A 23066-nucleotide genomic window follows, 5' to 3' on the forward strand; every position below is an offset into this window, starting at 1 on the left:
AACTTGCCTTTCAGCCCTTCAAAAGCTGCCTCGCCATGACGATTCGCTGAACTTGATTGGTGCCTTCGTAGATCTGGGTGATTTTGGCGTCGCGCATCATGCGTTCGACCGGGTAGTCGCGGGTGTAGCCGTAGCCGCCCAGGAGCTGGACCGCGTCGGTGGTGATCTCCATGGCCGCGTCGGAGGCGAAGCATTTCGCGGCCGCGCCGAAGTAGGTCAGGTCGGCGTCGCCGCGTTCGCTCTTGCCGGCGGCGGCGTAGGTGAGCTGGCGGGCCGCCTCGAGCTTCATGCCCATGTCGGCCAGCATGAACTGCACGCCCTGGAAGTCGGCGATCGGCTTGCCGAACTGCTTGCGCTCCTTGACGTAGTTCTTCGCGAAGTCGAGTGCGCCCTGCGCGATCCCGAGCGCCTGCGCCGCGATCGTGACCCGGGTGTGGTCGAGCGTCTTCATCGCCGTCGCGAAGCCCGTGCCCTCGTCGCCGATCATGCGGTCGGCGGGGATGCGTACGTTGTCGAAGTAGACCTCGCGGGTGGGCGAGCCCTTGATGCCCAGCTTCTTCTCGGGCGCGCCGAAGCTGACACCCTCGTCGGACTTCTCGATCACGAACGCCGAGATGCCGCGCGACCGGGCTGTCGGGTCGGTGACCGCGAAGACCGTGTAGAACTCGGACACGCCCGCGTTGGTGATCCAGCGCTTGACGCCGTTGAGCACCCAGTGGTCGCCGTCGCGCACGGCCCGGGTCGTCATCGACACCGCGTCGGAGCCCGCGTCGGGCTCGGAGAGGCAGTAGGAGAACATCGCCTCGCCGGACGCCACCTTGGGCAGGTAGCGCTGCTTCAGGTCGGCTGAGCCGGCGATCAGCAGCGGCATCGTGCCCAGCTTGTTCACCGCGGGGATCAGCGACGACGAGGCGCAGGCCCGCGCCACCTCTTCGATGACGATCGCCGTGGCCAGGGCGTCCGCGCCGGCGCCGCCGTACTCGACCGGGATGTGCGGCGCGTGGAAGTCGCTGGAGCGCAGCGCGTCGTAGGACGCCTTGGGGAACTCGCTGGTCTCGTCGGCCTCGGCCGCGTTGGGCGCCACCCGGGCGTCGCAGACCTCGCGCACCGCGGCGCGGATGGTCTCGTGGTCCTCCGGCAGCTGGTAGACGTCGAACTCGCTCATCGCCCTGGCTCCTTCACTCAAGCGGTCCCGCCGCTATGTTACTGGCGCGTAGCGTACGCCCGCCAGGGGTCCGGTCGTTACTCGGAACATGATCACTCTGTCGTTCCTGGGCACCGGCTATCTCGGCGCCACCTACGCCGCCTGTTTCGCCGAGCTCGGGTACGACGTGCTCGGCTACGACGTCGACGAGGCGAAGATATCCAAACTCGCCACCGGCGAGGCGCCGTTCCACGAGCCCGGCCTCGACGACCTGCTGCGCCGCAACCTCGCCGCCGGCCGTCTGCGCTTCACTACCTCGCTGCGAGAGGTCGCCGACCACGCTGACGTGCACTTCGTCTGCGTCGGCACCCCGCCGCGCCCGGATGGCGAGAGCGCCGACCTCAGCTTCGTCGAGAGTGTCGTGACGTCCCTCGCGCCCCTCCTGTCCCGCCGGGCGCTGATCGTCGGCAAGTCGACCGTCCCCGTCGGCACCACCGCCTGGGTCGAGCGGCTGGTGACCGAGAACGCCGACCCGTCGCTGGGCGTGGAGGTGGCCTGGTCGCCCGAGTTCCTCCAGGAGGGACACGCCGTCGAGGACGTGCTGCGCCCGCACCGCATCGTCGCCGGGGTGTGCTCGGACTGGGCCCGCGAACGGCTGCACGCGGCCCACAAGGGGGTCTTCGACCTGGCCGCGAACGAGGATCGGGACGTACCCGTCGTGGTCACCGACTTCGCCACCGCCGAGCTGGTCAAGGTGGCCGCGAACGCGTATCTCGCCACCAAGATCAGCTTCATCAACGCGATGGCCGAGGTCTGCGAGGTGGCGGGCGGTGACGTCACGCTGCTGGCCCGGGCGATCGGCTACGACCCGCGGATCGGCCACCGCTTCCTGCAGGCGGGGCTGGGTTTCGGGGGCGGCTGCCTGCCCAAGGACATCCGCGCGTTCCAGGCCCGCGCGCGGGAACTGGGCGCGGGCGCGGCCCTGCGGTTCCTGCACGAGGTCGACCTCATCAACCAGCGGCGACGGGAACGGGCGGTCACGCTGGCCGCCGAGCTGCTGCCGGCCCTGTCCGGGGCCCGCATCGCGGTGCTGGGCGCCACGTTCAAGCCGCAGACCGATGACGTACGGGACGCGCCCGCGCTCGCCGTGGCCGCTGCCTACGCCGAGGCGGGTGCCGTCGTACGCGTCTATGACCCGGAAGGCATGGACAACGCTCGACACGCCCGCCCCGATCTGACGTACGCGGAAACTCTGACGGACGCCGTGAGCGGGGCCTCGCTGGTTCTCGTGGCGACCGAGTGGGCCGAGTTCCGCAACGCCGACCCGGTGCTCCTCGGCGATCTGGTCGCCGAGCGGAAGGTCATCGATGGGCGGAACTGCCTGGACCGCGCCCGGTGGACACGTGCCGGATGGGTCTACCGAGGGATGGGACGCTGACCGTCTAGGCGTTTTCTATGGTTCTCGCCCCCCGTGAGCCTGTTCTAATGAGGTGTCGTACCGGCATGCTCTAGTGAGACGGGTGGCCGGCAGGTCGAGGAGGTTCCGTGGCGCAGGCTGAACAGCCCGACGGCTACGACGAAGAGCTGGCCCGCATCGAAGCGTCGATCGCGGATCTCAAGATCCGTGACATGGCCGCGGCCAAGGAACGCACCCAGATCGCGGCCAAGATCCAGGCGGCGCAGTTCCAGCGGGACATCCTCTCGCACGCGAACACGAAGAAGAAGGCGACGACGAAGAGCCGCCGCCAGCGCCCCGCCAACGACAAACCGCGTCCGACGTGGTCACCCCCCGGAACCGCGCGCACCGGCCCGCCCGGCGTCGCCACCGACGGCGTGACCGTGCTGGTCGACGACCCGCCGCCCACCGAGCGGGTCGCCCCACCCCCGCCGCGACGCTCGGCGGGCTTCACCGGCGCCGAGCACCACCCGCCCGAGCAGTCCTCCCAGTCGGTGCAGAACATCCTGCTCGCGCTGGGCGCGCTGCTCATCGGCGTGGCCGCGGTGGTCTTCGCCGGCGTCGCCGTGACCAACCCGTTCGCCCGCGCGTTCATCCTCGCCCTGGCCACGGCGGCCGCGCTGGTCGCCGCGCCCGGCATCGCCCGCCGCGGGCTGAGCTCGACCGGCGAGACGGTCTCGTGGGTCGGCCTGATCCTGCTGCCGCTCACCCTGTTCGCGCTGCACGGCAGCGAGCTGACCGGCGGCGAAGACGTGCCCGTGCCGCTCTACCTGGGCATCACGTTCGCGATCACGTCGGTCGCCAGCTTCGTCTACGCCGGCGCCACCCGGCTCGCCGCGCCGCGCTACGCGACCGTGGTCGCCGTCCAGCCCGTCCCGCTGCTGCTGGCCGCCCCGATGATCCAGAGCCCGGCCGGCTGGGGCATGGCGCTGACCGTCGTCGCCGTGCTCGACCTGCTGCTTCTCACGACCGTGATCCGCAAGGGCCGCCTGCTGCCGCGCTGGCCGATGGGCCGCCCGGCGCCGGCCGACCGCGAGACGGTCGACCCGGACCCGCTCGACGAAGACGCCCCCGAGCGCCCCGAGAGCGCGCCCGAGGAACCCGACCTGATCATCCACGGGCTGTCCGGCCGGCGCCGCAAGGGCTGGCTGCGCACCCGCATCTTCCCCGGCCCACGGCCTGAGGGCGCCCCCGCGGCCGGTTCGGTGCCGCTCGCGCCGCCCGCCACCCCGCCGTCGGCCGACTGGCTTCGCGAGCTGACCTTCGCGCTGCTCTGCGTGGCGAGCGCGGGCGCCCTGCTCTATTCGTCGGTCGCGCTGCTGCAGGCCCGGGTGCTGCCCGACGCGCTGCGCTCCGGGCTGGTGCTGGTGCTGGCCGCGCTCACCGCCACCGCCGCCGCCTATCTGCTCGACAACCTGGCCGCCCGCAACATCGCCGGTGGCGTGCTGGTGCTGGCCGTGATCGGCGCGACCGCCCGCATCGCCGGGGTCGTCTCGCCACCCTGGACGCTGGTCGTGGCGGCCGCCGCGATCGCGGTCGCCGGGGCCGTGGTCACACTCATTCCGCCCGAGGTGCGTCGCGGGCCGCAGATCGCCTCCGCGGTCGCGCTCGTCCTCATCGGTGTCGTCCTGGTGCTCGACTGCCTGCGCGCCGCCCTCGCGCCGCTGCAGGCCGCCCGCCCGGTCTGGCAGGCCGACACGGCCGGCTACGCCCAGCGGCTGGCCGAGGCGGCCGGCGATCTCGGCTGGCTGCTCGCGTTCAGCGCCCTGGTGGCCACCGTCGCCGCCGCGCTCGCCCTGCCGCCCAGCGTGCGGCACGAGGGCGCGGTCGCCGGCATCGCCCTGACCGCCCTGGCCGTGCCCGCCTCGCTCGGCCTGAACTGGTCGGAGGCCCCGTGGCCGCTGGTCGTGGCGGCCGTCGGCATCGGCGCCGCCGGTCTGGCCGCGACCACCCGCCGCATAGCGATCGTGCACGTGGCCGCGGCCGGTGTGGTCGGTCTCTTCGGGGCCGGCGCCGCCCTGGGCGCGGCCTGGCTGACCGCCGCCGTGCTGACCGCGCTGGCCGGGGCGGGTGTGATGGTCGCCGTGGCGGCCCGGCAGATCCCGATCCGCCTCTACGCCTGGCTGGTCGGCGACTGGGCGTCCGGCGCCGCCGCGCTGGCCCTGCCCGGCGCCGTGGTCACCGCCGCGCTCGCCGTCAGCGACAAGGGCGACGGTCCACCGCCGACCGAGGCGGTCACCGTGCCCGCACTGGCCGTCGGCTTCCTCGCCGTCGCCGCCACCCTCAGCTACGCCGCCGTGTTCCAGGTGGCCCGCCGCGACATCAGCCTGCCGCTGACCGCCGGCACCGGCCTCGGCGCGATCGCCCTGGCCCTGGCCGCCCTGCTCGCGCCCGGTGCCACCGCGCCCGACGTGTGGGTCGGCGCCCTGCTGCTGGTCGCGGCCGGCCTGCTGTTCTTCTCGAAGTCGATCGACAGCGGCCGCCGCAGCGACCGCATGCTCGACGGCCCCGACATCGCCGCCGCGGCCGCCACCGTCGCCATCGTCGGCGCGCTGGCCCGCGTCTTCGCCCTCGCCTTCCCCGACGCGCCGCTCGCCGTCGCGGGCGTGGTCGTGCTCATCGTCGCGCTCGGCGTGGCCGCGCTGCCCGAAGACTGGAGCCGCGGCCCCAACCGCGGTCTGGCCGTCGCGGGCGTGGTCGTCGGCGCGATCGCGGGCTACATCGCACTGGCCGGGGCGATCCGCATGCTGGCCGCGCCGGCCGAGCTCTGGTCGGACGGCCCGATCACCTACCCGAGCCCCGGCGCGGGCGTCTGGCAGGCCCCGTTCGCCCTGGTCGCCGTGTCGATCGCCGCCGCCATCGCCGCCCCGCGCCCGTGGAACCACCTGTTCTCGGCGATTGCCGGGGCCCTGGCCGCGATCGGCGCGCCGTTCGCGCTCGGGCTGCCCTGGTGGTCACCCCTGCTCATCGGCGCCGCGGTCGCCGTGGCATACTCGATGGCCGCCATCGCCGCCACCGAGCCCGCCGCCGCCCTCTGCCGGGCCGGGGCCGGCGCGGCCGTGCTGGTCCACGCGGTGCTCGCCTCGCTCGCCCGACCCTGGTCGACCGCGCTGTCCCTGCTGACCGTCGTGATGATCGGCGCACTGACCGCGGTCATGGCCCGCACCCGCGTCGCCCCGCTGGAAAGCCCCGAGGCCGAGGAAGACCTGGCCCGCGACGACACCGGCATGCCCCGCCACCGCGCCCAGATCGGCGGCGCGGCCACCGGCGCGATCATGCTGGCGCTGCCCGGCGTGCTGGCCAGCGTCGCCGCCGACCAGCGCCACGACGCGATGGTCGTGCTCACCGCCGCCCTCGCCGCGTCCAGCCTCAGCCTGGCCATGCTCGCGCTGGCCGGCCGCTTCATCCCGCAGTTCCTGCCCTGGGCGACCGTGGGCCTGGTCCTCGGCGCGACGATCACCGCCTTCGCGTCGATCCCCACCTCGCACCCCACGGCCCTCTACGCCGCCGCGGCCGCCCTGCTCGGCGTCATGGCCGAACTCCTGCGCGGCTCGATCCCCGCCCCCGGCCTCACGCTGGCCCGCGAGGGCGTCTTCTCCGGCAGCCCCTACCGCGCCCGCCGCTGGACCTCGGGCCGCCCGCTCGGCCTCACCGGCCGCTGGCTCGTCGACCCGGCCACCAGCGCCGTCGTGCTGGCCCTGATCCCCACCGTGCTGGCGATCTTCTCGATCGCCCCCGCCCTGCGCGCCGCCCTGATCGACCCGCTCGGCCAGCTCTCGCACATCTGGGACGGCCCGATCCCGGCCCTCGCACAGCCCTCGTCCGGCTACGTCGACGGCACCAGCGTCCTGGCGATCGTCCTGCTCACCGGCGCCTCCGCCCTGGCCGCGATCGGTTTCGGCGGCCGCGCCTCCGAGGCCGTCCCGGTGATCCTGCCCGGCCTGGCGATCACCATCCTGATCGCACCGATCGCACTCGACGCCCCCTACCCCACCGCCACCACGGCGGCACTGGTCGTCTTCACCATCTCGATGCTCGGCCTGGCCCTCACCCCGCCGCCCGCCGGCCGCCGCTCGTCGCTGCTGGGCACGGTGCGCACCATCGTCTTCATCATCGGCCTGCTGGCCGGCAACGCGGGTCTGGCCGGCAGCCTCGCCGAGCAGCGCCTCACCCTGCTCACGCTGGGCAGCGCCGTCTTCGTCGGCCTGGCCGCCGCGCTGAGCGGCAAGAGCCGCTTCGCCCGCATCCTGGGTTGGCTGTTCGCCGCGGTCATGGCCCAGTTCTTCGTCCTCACCGCCGCGATCGCCGCCGGTGTGGCCCGCCCCTGGGCCGCCTTCGGCGTGCTGGCCGTCGGCGCCGCCCTGCTGATCCTCGAGGCCACGGTGCCCCGCCTGGGCCTCCCGCAATACCGCGCCGAAGCCACGACGATCGAGTGGAGCGGCTACGCCTCCGCCCTGATCGCCGCCGTCATGGCCTTCGACTCCCCCGCCCACCTGGCCGCGATGCTGGCCGCCTGGGGCGCCGTCCTAGGCTTGGCCGCCGCCCGCGCCGGCCGCCCCGCCCGCCAGCGACGCGCCCTGTTCTGGACCGCCGTCGGCTTCGAGATCATCGGCTGGTGGCTCTTCATCGCCCTGGCCGACGTGGGCCTGCCCGAGGCCTACACGCTCCCCTTCGCCGCCCTGGCCCTGCTCGTCGGCGTCATCGAGTCCCGCGACCGCCCCGACCTGAGCAGCTGGGCCGCCTACGGCCCCGCCCTGCTGGCCGCCTTCGTGCCCACCATCGGCATAGTCCTCTCCGGCAACGGCGGCGAACTGCGCGAGGTGCTGCTCCTGCTGGCCGCCGTAGCCACCCTGATCATCGGCTCCCGCACCCGCCAGCAGGCCCCCGTGGTCGTCGGCGCCGCTGCCACGCTCTTCGCCGCCGTCCACTTCGCTGTCACGCTGGTCGGCCCGTGGCTGGTCCTGGTCCCGCTGGGCATCATCCTGCTCTGGGTCGGCGCCACCAACGAGAACCGCCGCCGCACGCGGGAGGGTCTGCGCGGCGCCCTCGTCAAAATGCGCTAACCCATTTCGTACGAGTTCCCCGACGCGTACTGCTTCGACAGACCCGGCTAAGTGGTGGGTCACCCTCCCTGCGCCCGCTGCGGGCGGGCCCACGACGAAAGCCGAGAGCACATGAAAACCCTCTACGTAGTCACCCACCCCGAGGCAACCCACCACGTCGACGGCTTGGTGGGCGGCTGGCACGACTCCGACCTCACGGATCGCGGCGTAACCCACGCCCACGACATCGCCGACGCCTTGGCCGACCGTCTGCCCAGCAATTCGTCGGCCCACCCGCCCAGCGCGTTCTCGGCGGGCCCGCCCACCGCGGAAGTCCACTCTTCCGACCTGCTGCGTACTCGCCGAACAGCCGAAGTCATCGCCACCCGCCTCAACACCAAGCCACTCTTCGACCCCGGCCTAAGCGAGAAGTCCTTCGGCGAAGCCGGCGGCCGTCCCCAGTCCTGGCTGGACGCCCGCTTCATCCCCCCACCCGCGACCGGCGAACGCATGCGCCACGACGAGGGCCCACCCGGCGCCGAGACAAAATGGGACCTGGCCGTCCGAGTCGACGCGGCCCTGACCCGAATCCTGACCTCCGAAGCGCCCCACCAGGTGATCGTCACCCACGGCATGGCCGCCACGTTCCTCCTGGCCGCCTGGATGGAAATGCCCCTGGAAGCCGCGGGCCGCGTGGCGTTCCGCTTCTCCCCCGGCGGCATAACCACGCTCCACGAGGACGACTACTTCCACAACCACGCCATAGTCACCCTGAACGACACCGGCCACCTGAAATAACCAGATTCTTCGAATCTCGTCCAGAGTGCGGCCGTTCGCCGCGATGGCCACGGCACCGGCGTTCTCTCGTGCGAGGGAGCGCTTGACCGAGTCATCAGCCCTGGCCGGGATGCGGGTCGGATGACCCGTCGGCGAATCGCCCGGCGATCCACTACTGGTCGTCGGCATTCCGCGATCGGCGCCACCGGCTCGACCGCCCTGGGCAACAGCCGCCGTTACGTTCTCGGCATCGCGCATGCTGCCGCCCTCGGGAAACGGGGAGCCGCCGCGTGGCCGCCGGGCCATCTGGTCACTACCGGTCGAACGAGTCGGATCTGGTCGACATGGCGGTATGGCTCTCTGTCCGTGCCGTCGCGACGGCCGCCGACGATTACCGCCATTGAATAGACGAATGCAAGCGCGGCTCAGGCCGACAAGTTTCGCAGGACGAAGGCGCGCCAGTGGGCGATCGCGGTGGGTGGGGTGGTGGCGTGGGGGCCGGGGTGAGCTATGAGCTGTTTGTCGGGGGAGGCCAAGTGGTCGAAGAGGGTCAGTTGGCTCTGGCGGGGGAAGATTTCGTCGTGCCACTGGAGGTGGAAAAGCGTGGGTGCGGTCAGCCTGCGAGCGTCGGCGGTCGTACGGGCGGGTGTGTCTATCGCCCTCAGTGGGGCGGGGGCGGCCCGCAGGCCGAACTTGCCGAGGACGACCGCTCGCAGGCGGGGCCCGAGGGCTACCGACGTGGGTATCCCGAAGCGGGCCCCCATCGACGTTCCGATGTAGGCGATGGTGTCCGTGTCGGCCTCGGGCGCCAGCGCGTCGACGGTGGTCAGCCAGTCGGCGGCCATGTGGTCGAGGATCGCGGGCATGCCCTCGGCTCGGACCCGGGTGCGGTAGTCGGGGAGTGTCCCGCGGTCGCCGTGGCTGGGGCCGTCGATGGCCGCGACGGACAGGCCCGCCTCGAGAACGAACCAGGTGGCCAGTTCGACCGTCCGGGCGTTCCGTTTGTGGCCGCTGCCACCGTGTCCTAGCAGGACCAGCGGGCGACGGGTGGCAACCGAAACGGGTGACCACAGGATGCCGGGCACCGGGCCCGACGGGCTGCTCACGCGGAACGGACGCTCGGTCACACCGGCGGACTCGACGGGATCGGCCCAGGTGATCACAGGGGTGCCGGGTGGCAGAGCTGCGGGTTGGCCAGTTCGGCCCAGGGGCGGTCCCCGTGGGAGCGGATGATGTCGGCGCCCAGCTGGTTGGTCAGGTAACGCAGGAAGCTCGCGGTCAAGGAGTGCGCCTCCGGGTCGCCGTGGGTGTAGCCGAGCTCGGTCTCCCAGAAAGGGTAGGTGCCGTTGTCGGCGTCGACGACCGCCGCGGGGTGACCGTCGATCCGTACGAGGGCCAGATTGTCACGGTCGGTGGCGGCGCCCAGTTCGCTGTAACCGAGAGCGCCGGGGGTGCCGGCTACCGTGCGTAGCACGTCCTCGGTGGAGTCGCGGGCGCAGCGGACCACGCCGGGTGGCGTACCGGGGTCTCGGTCTCGGCAGGTGTCGGAGTTGCTGCCCGGTTCGCGGACGCCGTCGAGGACGCGCCGTTGGAAGGCGGCCCGTGTTCCGGAGCCGGGGTTGCGGCTGATCAGGCGGACCGGTTCGTCGCGGCCGCCGATCTGGGACCAGTTGGTGATCTCGCCACGGTAAAGCCGGCGGATCTGCGGCGTCGCCCACGTCGTTGGCGGTCGCGTCCATCTGCACCCGGTAGCCGAGCCGCTTGCGGCCCTTGACGACGAACTCGTAGATCGCCGCGATGCCGGTCACGACGATGCCGAGGCCCGCGAGCGCCACACTCCACCAGAAGTCGATGACCGCCTCCGATCGTGCCGGCTGCCTCGATCGTAGATTCGTGCGCTGAACGCGGTTCCAGAGAGCTTTGCCGCGGAGGTCTGCCCTCAGCTGTCCCGGGTCGGGCATCGGCCCCGGTCGAGCATTCGGCCCCGGTCGAGCATTCGGCCCCGGTCGGGCATTCGGCCCCGGTCGGGCATCCGCTTCCCGTGGCCGGTCGCGGCGGCACGGTGGTCACCGAGGCTTCCCAGGCAGGCCCGCGTCGTGGTGCCGCCCGGTGCCGCCGGTTGCGCTGACAAGCAGTCAAGCCGAACAACAGTTCCCATGTTCAGGAATACAGGCCCCTTCCCTTCCATGATCGATCCGAGATTCTGGTTTCAGGCCCCTGGAACGCGATTGAGGCCCCTACTTCAAGGATCAGCTCAACGATCAAGCCGGGGAAGGGCCCGTTTCCTGGTTTTAGGCACGGCAGCGAGCCAACCGGCCACCGCGACCGGCCGCACCAGTGCGGCACCCCGACGGTGGCCGGCCTGGACAGCCTGCGCGACCAACCAGTCACCGCAACCGGCCGTCACGGGTGAGATGGTCTGGGACCCGCGGCGAACGGCCGCGCGAACCGAATGCCTGCACCGGGCCTCCAGGGCAGACCTCGAGTCCGGAGGCTCTCTAGCGCGAATGAACGCGGGACAGCCCGGAAGCAGCGTGAGGAGGGTGACCACCCACCGAGCGTGGCCGTGCGGAAGCACGCGTCGGGAACCCCGTACGTTAAAGGCTTTTGACTGTGCGGGGTGACGGGTTCACATAGGAGCGATCGGGTGTGACGACCGTGGGGACGGTTTCGTTGCCGTCGGCGACCGAGCGGACCGAGGCGGCGCCGTCGGGGTCGGACCAGATGTCGACCCAGTGGTATCGGCGGGCTTCGCGGGCCAGGGAGGTGCGCAGGCGCAGGCAGAACGGGCAGCCGGGGCGCCAGTAGATGATCGGCCGGCCGTCACGGGACTGGGCGTCCCGGGCTGACTCGTCGGTGATCGACTCGGGGAACGCGCGGGGTGAGAAGACGACCGCGGCGCCGAGGAAGACCACCAGGACGAGGACGCCGGCCAGCGTCGAGCCGCTCGCGACGAGCAGGCCACCGACGACCAGGCCGGCGACCGCGTAGCCGACCGTGGAATGCCAGCGTCGCGTCATGACCGAACGTTACCCGAGCAGGCGGTCGCGCAGGGCGGCGTCTTTCTCGGCTACGAGCTTTTCCAGACCGGCCTGAAAATCGGACATTTTCCGGCGTAGTGCCGGGTCGGACGCGCCGAGGATGCGGACGGCGAGCAGGCCGGCGTTGCGGGCGCCGCCGATCGAGACGGTCGCGACGGGGACGCCGGCGGGCATCTGCACGATCGAGAGCAGGGAGTCCATGCCGTCGAGGTGCTTGAGCGGCACGGGGACGCCGATCACGGGCAGCGGGGTGAGCGCGGCGACCATGCCGGGCAGGTGAGCGGCCCCGCCGGCCCCGGCGATGATCGCTTGGAGGCCACGCTCGGCGGCGCTCTCGGCGTAGTCGACCATCTTGCGGACGGTGCGGTGGGCGGAGACCACGCCGACCTCGAACGGGACCTCGAACTCGGCCAGGGCCAGCGCGGCGGCCTCCATCGTGGGCCAGTCGGAGTCGCTGCCCATGATGATTCCGACAAGCGGTGCCATTTACCGGCCTTCCTGGAGCCACTGGGCGGCGCGGGCCGCGCGGGCCCGGACCGAGGTCATGTCGTCGCCGAGCACGGTCACGTGGCCGATCTTGCGGCCGGGGCGGACCTGCTTGCCGTAGAGGTGCACGCGGGCGCCGGGATCTTCGGCGAAGAGGTGGTGCAGACGTTCGTCGATCGAGATGCCGCCGGGCTCGCCACCGAGCACGTTGGCCATGACGACCGCGGGGGCGGTGAGTGCGGTCTCGCCCATCGGGTAGTCGAGGACGGCGCGCAGGTGCTGCTCGAACTGGGAGGTGCGGGCGCCCTCGATGGTCCAGTGGCCGGAGTTGTGCGGGCGCATGGCGAGCTCGTTGATCTTCAGGCCGCTGTCGGTCTCGAACAGCTCGACCGCCAGCAGGCCGACGATGCCGAGTTCGGTGGCCAGGTCGATGGCGAGCTGCTGGGCCTTGAGGGCCAGCTTCTCGTCGAGGTCGGGCGCCGGGGCGAGGACCTCGACGCAGATGCCGTTCTTCTGCACGGTCTCGACCACGGGGTAGGCCGCGACCTGGCCGAACGGGGAGCGGGCGACGAGGGCGGCGATCTCGCGGCGCAGGGTCACCCGCTCTTCGACGATCAGCGGGGTGCCGGTCGCGACGAGCTCGGCGGCCTGCTCGGGCGAGTCGAGCATCCAGACGCCGCGGCCGTCGTAGCCGCCGCGGGTCGCCTTGGCCACGACCGGCCAGACGCCGCCGGCGAAGGTCACGATGTCTTCGGCGCTCTCGACGCGGGCCCAGCGCGGGCCGGGAGCGCCGAGGTCGGCGAGCCGCTCGCGCATCATGCCCTTGTCCTGGGCGAAGACCAGCGCCCGGGAACCGGGGAAAATCTTGACGCCCTCGGCCTCGAGCGCCTCGATGTGCCCGGTAGGCACGTGCTCGTGGTCGAAGGTGACGGCGTCGCAGCCCTTCGCGAACTCGCGCAGCGCGGCCAGGTCGGTGTGCGTCCCGATGCGCACGTCGGCCGCGACCAGCGCGGCACTGTCATCGGGCGTCTCGCTCAGCACGCGCAGTGATTGACCGAGAGAAATAGCGGCCTGGTGGGTCATGCGGGCCAGTTGGCCCCCGCCCACCATGCCGACCACAGGCAGACCGGTTCGTGTATCCATCGCCCGCCAAGCCTACCGAGTAAGCCGCGTCACCAACTCGTCCGGGCTGGTCACCGGGCGGTCACAGACAAAACCCCGGCACACGTACGCCGTGGGGACGCCGCTCTGCAGAGGCCGGTCGGCCAGCAGAGGCACGCCGGGCCGGTCGGGCGCGCCCGCGACGATGACCGTGCCGGGAGGGGCGTGCCGGAGGGCCGCGGCCAGCAGCGGGCCCTCCTGACCGGCCGGGGCCGCGATGGCGATCTCGTACGGCCCGGTGAGCGCTGCCTCGGCGACGGCGGCCGCGTAGCCGGCGAAGCGGGGGTGCCCGCCGATCACCGGACCGGCCGTGGCCAGGGCCGCGTCGGCCGCCTCGCGATAGCTGGGCTCACCGCTGAGAGCCGCGTACGCCACCAGGGCCGCACAGATCGACGACAGGCCACTCGGTGTGGCGTTGTCGGTCGGGTCGGCCGGGCGGGTGACCAGGCGCTCGGCGTCGTCGGCGGTGTCGTAGAACCCGCCCTCGCCGGTACCGAAGTGCTCGAGCGCCACGTCGATCAGCTCGCGGGCCTGCTCGAGCCACACCCCGTCGGCGGTGAGCTGGTGGACGGCGAGGAACGCCTCGGCGACGCAGCCGTAGTCGTCGAGCACCCCGACCGGCTCCCCCACCACGCCGTCGCGGGACACGCGGCGCAGCCGACCCTCGACCACATGACGTTCCGCCAGCACGGTGGCGATCTCGATGGCAGCCACCCGGGTCTGCTCGGCCCCGGTCAGCAGGCCGTGCTCGGCCAGGGCGGTGACGGCCAGGCCGTTCCACGAGGCGACGACCTTGTCGTCGCGGGCCGGCTGGGGCCGCTGGGCGCGGGCGGCCAGGAGGCGTTCGCGCACGTCACGCCAGCGGTCGATCAGGGACGGGTCGGCGGCGTCGATGTCGCGGGCCAGCACGAGGACACTGCTGCCGTGCTCGAAGGTGCCCTGCTCGGTGACCCCGAACAGGTCGGCCGCCCACCCGCCGTCGTCGTCGCCGAGCACCTGCTTCAGCTCGGCGGGCTTCCACGCGTAGGTCAGGCCCTCGACCCCGGCCGCGTCGGCGTCGAGCGCGGAGGCCAGGCCGCCGTCTTTCGTCCCCAGGTCGCGCAGCATGAACTCGGCCGTCTCGTCCGCGATGCGCCGGGCGAACGGGTCGCCGGTAAGACGCCAGAGCTGCGTGTAGGCCCGCAGCAGCAGGGCGTTGTCGTAGAGCATCTTCTCGAAGTGGGGCACCGTCCAGGTCGCGTCGACCGCGTAGCGCGCGAAGCCGCCGGCGAGCTGGTCGTAGATGCCGCCGCGGGCCATGCGCTCGGCGGCGAAGCGTACGGCCTCGAGCGCCTCGGGCTCGCCGGTGCGCTGGTGGTGGCGCAGCAGGAAGAGCAGGCTCATGTGCGGCGGGAACTTCGGGGCGCCGCCGAACCCGCCGTTGGTCGTGTCCTGATCTTTGAGCAGGCCGTTGGCGGCGGCGAGAAGCAGCTCGGCGCTGATGGGCGCCTTGGGGCCGCCGACGAGCTGAGCGCCACCGATCGCCTCGACGACGCTCGCGCCCTGCTGGACGACCTGCTCGCGCTGGTCGCGCCAGGCGGCGGTGACGGAGTCGAGCAGGCGGGAGAAGTTGGCCTTGGGGAAGTAGGTGCCGCAGAAGAAGGGATTGCCGTCGGGGGTGGCGAACACGGTCATCGGCCAGCCGCCCTGACCGGTCATGGCCTGGGTGGCGGTCATGTAGACGGCGTCGACGTCGGGCCGCTCCTCGCGGTCGACCTTGATCGCGACGAACCCGTCGTTCATGAGCTTGGCGACCTGCTCGTCCTCGAAGGACTCGTGAGCCATGACGTGACACCAGTGACAGGCCGCGTACCCGACGGAGATCAGAACCGGCACGTCACGGCGCTTCGCCTCGGCGAACGCTTCGTCGGACCATTCGTACCAGTCCACCGGGTTGTCAGCGTGCTGGAGCAGATAGGGCGAGGTCGCGCCGGCGAGACGGTTGGCCATGCCCCCAGCCTCTCACTCCGGGCGGCTGCCGGCTCGGGGGCAGGCCGATGTTGGGGATAACTACGAGGCGTCGTCGGCGCGGAGGGGGCGGATGTTGGCCGGCGCGGCCTCGGCGAGCTGCGTCAGCGCCTGGACGATGCGGTCGGCCGGCATCGGCTTGCAGAAGTGGTAGCCCTGGGCCGACGGGCATTTGAGGGCGACGAGCGCCGCCCTCTGCTCGATCGTCTCCACCCCTTCGGCCACGACCCGCACCCCCAGCCGGGCTCCCAGCTCGACCGCGCCCCGGACGACCGCCTCGGCGGCCGGGGATTCGATCATGTCGTCGACGAAGGAGCGGTCGATCTTGATCTCGTCGACCGGGGCGCGGGTGACGATCGAGAGGGACGAGTAGCCGGTGCCGAAGTCGTCCAGGGAGAGCTGGATGCCGTTGTCGCGCAGCTCGGCCAGCACCTCGTCGACGATGCGTTCCTCGCTGACCGCGACCGACTCGGTGATCTCGAGGACCAGGTGGGCGGCGGACGCGTGGTGGCGGCGCAGCGCCTCGGCGACCTGGGTGGGGAAGCCGGGGTCGAGCAGGCTGCGGGCCGACACGTTGACCGAGACGGGCACGTCGATGCCGGCCGCCTGCCACCCGCCGGCCGCTTCGAGGGCCAGGTCGAGGACGCGGACGGTGAACGCGGTGTGCAGCTCGGCGGAGTGTTCGACGGCGGGGACGAACTCGTTCGGTGAGAGCTGGCCGCGGCGCGGGTGCCGCCAGCGCACGAGCGCCTCGACGCCGGTCGGCGCGGCGGTGACCAGGTCGACCGCGGGTTGCAGGTGGAGCAGGATCTGGTCGTCGGCGGCGAGCGCGTCCTGCAGCTCGGCGAGCAGGGCCAGCCCGTCGGTGGTGACCGCGTCCTGGCCGGTGTCGAAGGCGCTGACCGCCACCCGCTGCCGCTTGGCCTGGCGCAGCGCGAGGGACGCGCGCCGGACCAGCTCGGTGAGGTCGGCCTGCCCGGCGTTGGCGGCCGCGACCCCGATCGCCACTTCGACGGCGAGCCGTACGCCGGACACCTCCATCGGCCGGATCAGGTGTTCGACCAGCTCGCGGGCCCGGCGCAGGGCGGCCGGCAGCGGGCTGGGCTGTTCGAGCAGTGGCACGGCCGAGTCGGTGAGGGTGACGACAGTCGGCAGGAGCAGGGCGAACTCGTCATCGCCGGTGCGGGCGACCAGCTCGCCGTCGCGGGCCAGCTCGCTCAGCCGGCCGGCGATGACGCGCAGCACCTCGTCGCCGTGGCGGTGCCCGAGGACGCCGTTGACCTCGCGGAAGTCGTTGATGTCGAGCAGCAGCAGCGCGACCGGGCGGCCGCGTTCGAGTGAGCGCAGCAGTTGATCGCCGCGGGTCAGCAGGGTGCCACGGTTGAGCAGACCGGTCAGTCTGTCTTCGGCGACGTCGCGGGCGGCGCGCTGTTCGAGCCGGGCCAGCCGGGCGCGGGTCGCCGCGTCGTGCAGCGCGCCGGCCAGGGCGTCGCCGAACGCGGAGATGGCGGCCTCGTCGCGCGGGGCCGGCAGGGTGGGGTCGGAGAGCCACACGGTCAGCTCTCCGACGGGTTCTCCGCCGACCGCCATGGACCTGGTGATCGCGGGTCCGGGCAGGCCGGCCACCGCGTTGTCCTGTCCGGGGCCCTCCTCGACGTACGAGTCGCCGCGCACCTCGATCTCGACGCGGCGGGCGCCGAAGACCTCGAGCGCGGCGGTCAGCCCGGCCGCCGCGACCTCGACCTCGGTGCCGCCGGGCAGCTTCGCGGTGGCCGCCGAGAACGCCTCCCACATGCGGCGTTCCTCCTCGGCGCGCAGGTGGAAGCGGTAGGTGCGCTGGAGCAGCCACAGGCCGGGCACGAACGCGAGCAGCCAGAGCGGGCCGTCGACCACGGCGTGGATGGCGGCCAGGCCGACCACCACGTTCCCGACGAACATCGGGATCTTGGCGTACGAGGCCCGGAGCAGGATCTGCCGGGCGGGCGCGTCGCGGTGCAGGGTGAGGGTCAGCGTGGCCAGCCCGAAGGTGATGCCCAGGTAGACGAGCGCGCCGACGATCAGGCCGGCCATCGTGCGGGTGCTCAGAACCGCGGTGTCGCCGGCCACGAGCTGGGTCACGGCGGTCGCGGCGGCCGTGCCGAGGGTCAGCGACGCGGCCAGGTGGGCGACCTCGGCCACGTTGTGGTGCGAGTCCCACCAGGAGAGCAGCGCCCAGGCGACGAGGGCACCGATCAGCGTCGCGGCGGGCAGCCAGCCGGGCGGGCCCACGACGAAGCCGATGATGAAGGCGGCCTCGCCCCAGCTCACCGAGACCACGCCGCGGCCGAGCCGGAAGCGCAGCCGGGCCAGTTGACCGGCGGCCACGAGCAGCACGGCCAGCGCGGCGCCGGCGACCGGCGTGAGTGGACGGTCGGCCGGGCGGTCGACGGGCAGCAGGACGGCGAGCACGGCCACCGCGACAGCCGAGCCGGTCACCGTGGCGGTGAGGGCGCGGACTCCCCGGGAACGGCCGGCGAGGCCGACGACGTCGATCCAGGATCGACGGACGGGGGCCTCGGTGACCTCGTGCGCGGTCACGGAAAACTCCACTTGAACAGTGGCACTCGCGGATGCACGTGCATCTGCAGTGGAGAAAACGGGGGGCGGGGAATGGTCATTTTCGGCGCCCCCTTCCGCGCAGGGATCGGGGGCGGCGAAGCCCCCGGCGGAAGGCTAAATCAATACCGATGAACAGAACAGGGCTTGACGTACGACCCGTATCACCCTTAGGTCAGACCAATACGGTGGGTGTTGTCGCCCGGCGCGACCGGCAAGCCTGCGACGAGGTCAAACGCGGCGCGGGTCGCCGTCCGCGGAGTCGCCGTCACGCTGAGTAGTATTGCCCGTGACCTCGCCCTCCGTTGCGACTCCCGTCGCGGTGGATCGACTCGTGTCGCTGTCTGCGACACCCTCGGCGACACCGGAACGGGCGAGGTCGGCATTCAGCTGAGCAATCTCAGCCTCACGCTGCGTCTGCTTCGCGTCAGGAAAACTGTCGGGAAGCCGACGCAAGCGCTTGTTCATGTTGCGGATCAGCAGGACAGTCGCTATGGACATGAGCACGATGACGAACAGCCCCATCGGGCCGGCCAGGCCACCCGACCGGGTGTCGCCGAAATTGTTGACCGCGAAGGTGGTCATATCCATAGGGCGACTGTACCGCTCAGCGAGCCTCGACCGACTCGCGGATGCCCGCGAACAGGTCGGATTCGGGGATCGGGCTGTCGACCAGTGAACGGGCCAGCTCGAAGTCCTCGGTCGGCCACACCTTCTGCTGCAGGTCGAGCGGGATCTTGAACCAGAAGCCGTCGGGGTCGACCTGGGTGGCATGGGCGCGCAGCGCGTCGTCGCGGGTCTCGAAGAACTCGCCGCACTCGACCCGGGTGGTGATCTTGTCGCCCCGGTCTTCCCGGTCGTTCCACTTCTCGAGCCACTCGGTGTAGGGCGACTCGAGACCGGCGGCGATCATGCCCTCGTGCAGCGCGAGCATGCGCGCGCGGGTCCAGCCGGAGTTGTAGTAGAGCTTCATCGGCTGCCACGGCTCGCCCAGTTCGGGGTAGCGCTCGGGGTCGCCGGCCGCGTCGAACGCCGCCACCGACACCTTGTGGCACATGATGTGGTCGGGGTGGGGGTAACCGCCGTTCTCGTCATAGGTGGTCATGACATGGGGGCGGAACTCGCGGATCAGCTTGATCAGCGGGATGGCGGCGGCCTCGGGGTCCTGCAGGCCGAAGCAGCCCTCGGGGAGCGGGGGCAGCGGGTCGCCCTCGGGCAGGCCCGAGTCGACGAAGCCGAGCCACGACTGCTCGACGCCGAGGATCTCGCGGGCCTTGTCCATCTCGGCGCGGCGGATCTCGGAGATGTTCTCCCACACCTCGGGACGGTCCATCCGCGGGTTGAGCACGCTGCCGCGCTCGCCCCCCGTGCACGTCGCGACCATCACGCGCGCGCCCTCGGCGACGTAGCGCGCCATCGTCGCGGCGCCCTTGCTGGACTCGTCGTCGGGGTGTGCGTGAACCGCCATGAGGCGCAACTGCTCAGCCACTGAAGTCTCCTCGGACCTGACCCGCGGCGAGCGGGACGGTGTCGGCTGCGAGAATGGACCCTGCCATTCTGTCGGATCCCCCCGACAGGAAACGCACGAGAGGTGCCACAGGTGAGCGAGACGCGCACCACAGCCCCGGCCTTCCCGCCGGGACGCTACGGACGGCGCCGCTCCGGCCGCCGCCGGCCGGTGCTGCCGATCCTCGTGCTGGTCCTCGTCGTCGGCGCCTCCCTGCTGCTCTCGGTGCGGCTCTTCCAGCAGTTCGGCCAGACCGACTACGAACCCCAGATCGTCGGCTGGTCGGAACCGTCCGACGCCGTGATGACGATCGAGTTCAAGGTGCGGGTTCCCGCCGGCCGCGCGGCCGAGTGCATTCTGCGCGCCCGCGACTACGACGGTTTCGAGGTCGGCCGGCGCACGGTCGTCGTGCGGGCCGAGGGCGACGGCCGATCGATCGACGCGAAAGAGTCGGTGCCCACGAAATCGCGCGCCAGCGTCGGCGACATCGTGCGTTGTCAACCGGCCGATTAACCGGGTGCCGCTCCGCGTACAACTAGTGCAAGATCGAGCAAACCAGACGGTATGCGTACCGCTGGTAAGCTTAGTGATTCGCTCCGTTCAGCATCGCCCCCAGTGATGCTGAGCTTTTTACTTTTCCGATCGTGCCCCCGTTCCAGCAAGGAGATCGACCGTGTCCAGTTCAGAGGCGCCCAAGACTTGGCTTTCTCAGGACGCTCACGACCGGCTTCAGGCCGAGCTCGACGAGCTGATCGCCGGACGCCCGGCGGTCGCCGCGGAGATCAACGCGCGTCGCGAGGAGGGTGACCTCCGCGAGAACGGTGGCTACCACGCCGCCCGCGAGGAGCAGAGCCGCCAGGAGGGCCGGATCCTGTACCTAAAGGAGTTCCTCCGCACCTCCGAGGTCGGCGAGGCGCCCACGGCGGACAAGGTCGCCCCCGGTTCGGTCGTGACGATCTACTTCGACGACGACCAGAGCGACACCGAGACGTTCCTGCTCGGCTCGCGTGAGATCTCCTCCACCACCGACCTCACCGTCTACAGCCCCGAGTCGGCGCTGGGCACGGCCATCCTTGGCGCGAGCGAGGGCCAGACCGTCACCTACACGGCGCCCAGCGGCTCCGACATCAAGGTGACCGTCGTGAAGTTCGGTCCCTTCGAGGGCTGATCCCGCACTTCTGGGAGCCCGCGGCCCTCGCCGCGGGCTTCCTCGTTTCATGGGGTCGTGTCGGCCAGCAGCGAGACCCGGTAACCGGATTCGCGCAGCGTGCTGATCAGCGCGGCCGAGTGATCCGGTCCGCGGGTCTCGACCGAGAGCGCGACCTCGGCCTCGCCGAAGCTGAGCCGCGGGCTCTGCCGTGAATGCGCCACATCGACCACGTTTGCCCGCTGCTCGGCGATCTGGCCCAGCAGCCGCGCCAGCTCCCCCGGCCGGTCGGTGCAGCGCACGGCCAGCCGCAGGAAACGGCCGGCCGACGCCAGCCCGTGCTCGATCACGCGCAACAGCAGCATCGGGTCGATGTTGCCGCCCGACAGGACGGCCACCACCGGGCCGTCCGGCTGGGGCACGTAGGCGCCGGTGAGCAGCGCCGCCACGGCCGCCGCCCCGGCCGGCTCGACCACCGACTTGTGCCGCTCGAGCAGCACCAGCAGGGCCGCCGACAGGTCTTCGTCGCTGACCGTCACGATCTCGTCGACCAGCTTGCTGACGTGCGCGAACGTGAGATCACCGGGCCGCAGCACGTTGATGCCGTCGGCGATCGTGACACCCCGGGCCAGCCGCTGGGGCGACCCGGCGGCCAGCGAGGGCGGGTACGCCGCCGCGCCGCTGGCCTGCACGCCGATCACCCGGATGTCGGGCCGCACCGACTTCGCCGCGACCGCCAGCCCCGAGATGAGCCCCCCGCCACCCACCGCGGTGATGATCGTGGCCGCCTCGGGGCACTGGTCGAGGATCTCCAGGCCCAGCGTGCCCTGCCCGGCGATGACGTCGGGGTGGTCGAACGGGTGGATGAACACCGCGCCCGTACGGTCGGCGAAGTCGCGGGCCGCCTCCAGCGAATCTTCCACACTCGTGCCGGCGTACTCGATCGCCGCACCGTAACCCCGGGTCGCGGTGACCTTGGGCAGCGGCGCCCCCTCGGGCATGAAGACCGTGGACCGCGCGCCCAGCAGGGAGGCGGCGAGCGCCACACCCTGCGCGTGGTTGCCGGCGCTGGCGGCGACGACCCCGCGGGCTCGCTCGGCGTCCGAGAGGCGGGCGATGCGCGCGTAGGCGCCGCGCACCTTGTAGGAGCCGGCGCGCTGCTGGTTCTCGCACTTGAGCCAGGCTTCTACGCCGGTGAGCTCGGTCAACGGGCGGGACGGGATCAACGGCGTGGTCTTGACCACGCCGCTCAGCAGCTCACGCGCGCTGCGGATGTCGGCCAGCGAGAGCAGATCGAGCGGCTGGGGGGCACCATTCATTCCATGAATGCTGCCACCCCTCAGGCAAAGGCGATCCGCTGCCACGGGTTGAGGACCTCGAACTGACCCGCGACCGCCAGGAGCAGGGCCTCCGAGTCGGGCGGGCCGACGATCTGCACGGCGAGCGGCAGGCCGTCGGGGCGGGTGCCGACCGGCACGACGATGGCGGGCAGCCCGGCGACATTCCAGGGCGCGGCGTACGGGGCGTACCGCATGCTGACCGACATGTTGTGCCGCCACGACCCGGCCGCGTAGCCGTCGGCCGGCGGCGGGGCACTGGCCAGCGCGGGCGTGAGCAGCAGATCGATCGAGTTGTCGGCGAAGAACCGGATCGAGGTCTCACGGTAGGCGTCACGCTGCTTGGCACGAACCAGGCCGCTGCGCAGCGCCCATTTGCCGAGCCGGATGTGCTGCCGCGAGCGGGGCTGCAACCGGGCCAGCTGGTAGTCGCGCGACTCGCGGTAGGCCGAGGCGAACCAGGTCGCCAGAGTGCCGATGCCCAGCGTCTGCGGGTACGGCGGGTTCGCGGCGACCGTGTCGTGGCCGGCCTGCACGAGCAGCTTGGCGGCCGTGGTCACCGCGGAGGCGTTCGGCTCGTCCGGGCGTACGCCCGCAAGCGGTGACTTCGTCGAGACGGCGACCCGCAGGCGGCGGGGCTCGACCAGCTTGATCGGGTCGCGGCCGGCCAGCACCGAGAAGCCCAGCACCGCGTCGGCCACCGTGGTGGTCAGCACGCCGTTCTCGACCAGGCCGTACCAGTTGCTGACGCCGAGGTCGGACGGGACGACGCCGCGACCGGGCTTGAGGCCGACCAGCCCGCAGCAGGCCGCCGGGATGCGGATCGAACCGAGCCCGTCGTTGCCCTGAGCGATCGGCACGAGGCCGGCGGCGACCGCGGCGGCGGAACCGCCCGACGACCCTCCCGGCGTACGGTCGCGGTCCCAGGGGTTGCGGGTGGCGCCGTCGGCGTCGTCGGTGACCGCCCACAGGCCCATCTCGGGCATGCGCGTGGTGCCGACCACCACCGCGCCGGCGCCGCGCAGACGCCGGACGACCTCGTGGTCCTCCTCGGCGACCGCCGTCGTGCGGGCGGCCGCCGAGCCCAGCCAGGTCGGCAACCCGGCGACGGCGGTGTTCTCCTTGACCGCGACCGGCACCCCGGCCAGCGGAAGGTTGGCCAGATCTTCCTGGTCGTCGACCTTCTCGGCCTCGGTGATCGCCTCACCGCCGCGGATCACCCGGAAGGCGTCCAGCGCGGGATCGGTGATGGCGATCTGTTCCAGGTGGTCGGCGACGACCTGAGTGGCTGTCACGTCCCCGCGCCGCACGGCGCGCGAGATCTGCTTCGCGGTGGCGCCAACCCAGGTCGTCGCGTCCGTCATGT

The 23066-nt window shown here is 71.9% G+C and carries 16 protein-coding genes and 1 pseudogene; 5 read left to right on the plus strand and 12 right to left on the minus strand.

Going from position 1 to position 23066, the window contains the following annotated elements:
• Window positions 1–10: 10 nt before the first annotated feature.
• Window positions 11–1165, minus strand: coding sequence for an acyl-CoA dehydrogenase family protein (locus EER30_RS07410; RefSeq protein WP_127499610.1), 1155 nt, complete (start codon window positions 1163–1165; stop codon window positions 11–13).
• An 88-nt stretch (window positions 1166–1253) separates the two neighbouring features.
• On the opposite strand from EER30_RS07410, the gene EER30_RS07415 reads away from it, so the two are divergent.
• From EER30_RS07415 to EER30_RS07425, 3 genes are all read left to right on the plus strand, one after another.
• The gene (locus tag EER30_RS07415) at window positions 1254–2582 is read left to right on the plus strand and encodes a UDP-glucose dehydrogenase family protein (protein WP_127499611.1); all 1329 of its coding nucleotides are present in this window, start codon (window positions 1254–1256) and stop codon (window positions 2580–2582) included.
• A 107-nt stretch (window positions 2583–2689) separates the two neighbouring features.
• Window positions 2690–7663, plus strand: coding sequence for an SCO7613 C-terminal domain-containing membrane protein (locus EER30_RS07420; protein ID WP_127499612.1), 4974 nt, complete (start codon window positions 2690–2692; stop codon window positions 7661–7663).
• Between the two features lie 111 nt (window positions 7664–7774).
• Window positions 7775–8440, plus strand: a complete 666-nt coding sequence (locus EER30_RS07425) for a histidine phosphatase family protein (RefSeq protein ID WP_127499613.1) — start codon at window positions 7775–7777, stop codon at window positions 8438–8440.
• A gap of 404 nt (window positions 8441–8844) precedes the next feature.
• On the opposite strand, the gene EER30_RS07430 is transcribed toward EER30_RS07425, so the two are convergent.
• From EER30_RS07430 to mca, 9 genes and pseudogenes are all read right to left on the minus strand, one after another.
• Window positions 8845–9546: an alpha/beta hydrolase gene (locus EER30_RS07430; RefSeq protein ID WP_127499614.1), complete on the minus strand. Its 702-nt coding sequence runs from the start codon at window positions 9544–9546 to the stop codon at window positions 8845–8847.
• Between the two features lie 32 nt (window positions 9547–9578).
• Window positions 9579–10124: pseudogene (locus tag EER30_RS07435) on the minus strand (substrate-binding domain-containing protein); the annotation flags it as partial.
• Between the two features lie 892 nt (window positions 10125–11016).
• Window positions 11017–11439 carry a glutaredoxin domain-containing protein gene (locus EER30_RS07450; RefSeq protein ID WP_127499616.1) on the minus strand — a complete coding sequence of 141 codons (423 nt, stop codon included), beginning with the start codon at window positions 11437–11439 and terminating at the stop codon, window positions 11017–11019.
• A 9-nt stretch (window positions 11440–11448) separates the two neighbouring features.
• Window positions 11449–11946 carry a 5-(carboxyamino)imidazole ribonucleotide mutase gene (purE, locus tag EER30_RS07455; RefSeq protein WP_127499617.1) on the minus strand — a complete coding sequence of 166 codons (498 nt, stop codon included), beginning with the start codon at window positions 11944–11946 and terminating at the stop codon, window positions 11449–11451.
• Window positions 11947–13089 (minus strand): 5-(carboxyamino)imidazole ribonucleotide synthase, encoded by a 1143-nt coding sequence (locus EER30_RS07460; RefSeq protein ID WP_127499618.1) that lies wholly within the window; start codon window positions 13087–13089, stop codon window positions 11947–11949.
• A 12-nt stretch (window positions 13090–13101) separates the two neighbouring features.
• On the minus strand, window positions 13102–15096 hold the full coding sequence (locus EER30_RS07465; protein ID WP_127499619.1) for a thioredoxin domain-containing protein: 1995 nt from the start codon (window positions 15094–15096) through the stop codon (window positions 13102–13104).
• 60 nt (window positions 15097–15156) lie between these two features.
• The gene (locus EER30_RS07470; RefSeq protein ID WP_127499620.1) at window positions 15157–17691 is read right to left on the minus strand and encodes a putative bifunctional diguanylate cyclase/phosphodiesterase; all 2535 of its coding nucleotides are present in this window, start codon (window positions 17689–17691) and stop codon (window positions 15157–15159) included.
• Window positions 17692–17940: 249 nt separating this feature from the next.
• Complete coding sequence (locus EER30_RS07475; RefSeq protein ID WP_127499621.1) at window positions 17941–18300, minus strand: hypothetical protein; 360 nt, start codon at window positions 18298–18300, stop codon at window positions 17941–17943.
• Window positions 18301–18316: 16 nt separating this feature from the next.
• A complete protein-coding gene (gene mca, locus EER30_RS07480) occupies window positions 18317–19198 on the minus strand; it encodes a mycothiol conjugate amidase Mca (RefSeq protein WP_127499622.1) in 882 nt (293 codons plus the stop codon).
• A 111-nt stretch (window positions 19199–19309) separates the two neighbouring features.
• Between mca and EER30_RS07485 the strand changes: the two genes are divergently transcribed.
• Together EER30_RS07485 and greA are read left to right on the plus strand one after the other, a co-directional pair.
• Entirely contained in the window at window positions 19310–19729 is a 420-nt protein-coding gene (locus EER30_RS07485) for a DUF4307 domain-containing protein (RefSeq protein WP_127499623.1), read from the plus strand.
• 160 nt (window positions 19730–19889) lie between these two features.
• Complete coding sequence (gene greA / locus EER30_RS07490; protein WP_127499624.1) at window positions 19890–20384, plus strand: transcription elongation factor GreA; 495 nt, start codon at window positions 19890–19892, stop codon at window positions 20382–20384.
• Between the two features lie 47 nt (window positions 20385–20431).
• On the opposite strand, the gene ilvA is transcribed toward greA, so the two are convergent.
• The gene (ilvA, locus tag EER30_RS07495; protein WP_127499625.1) at window positions 20432–21682 is read right to left on the minus strand and encodes a threonine ammonia-lyase; all 1251 of its coding nucleotides are present in this window, start codon (window positions 21680–21682) and stop codon (window positions 20432–20434) included.
• A 20-nt stretch (window positions 21683–21702) separates the two neighbouring features.
• Entirely contained in the window at window positions 21703–23064 is a 1362-nt protein-coding gene (locus EER30_RS07500; protein ID WP_127499626.1) for an amidase, read from the minus strand.
• Window positions 23065–23066: the final 2 nt, after the last annotated feature.

Source organism: Actinoplanes solisilvae, from assembly GCF_003999975.1.
Lineage (GTDB): Bacteria > Actinomycetota > Actinomycetes > Mycobacteriales > Micromonosporaceae > Actinoplanes > Actinoplanes solisilvae.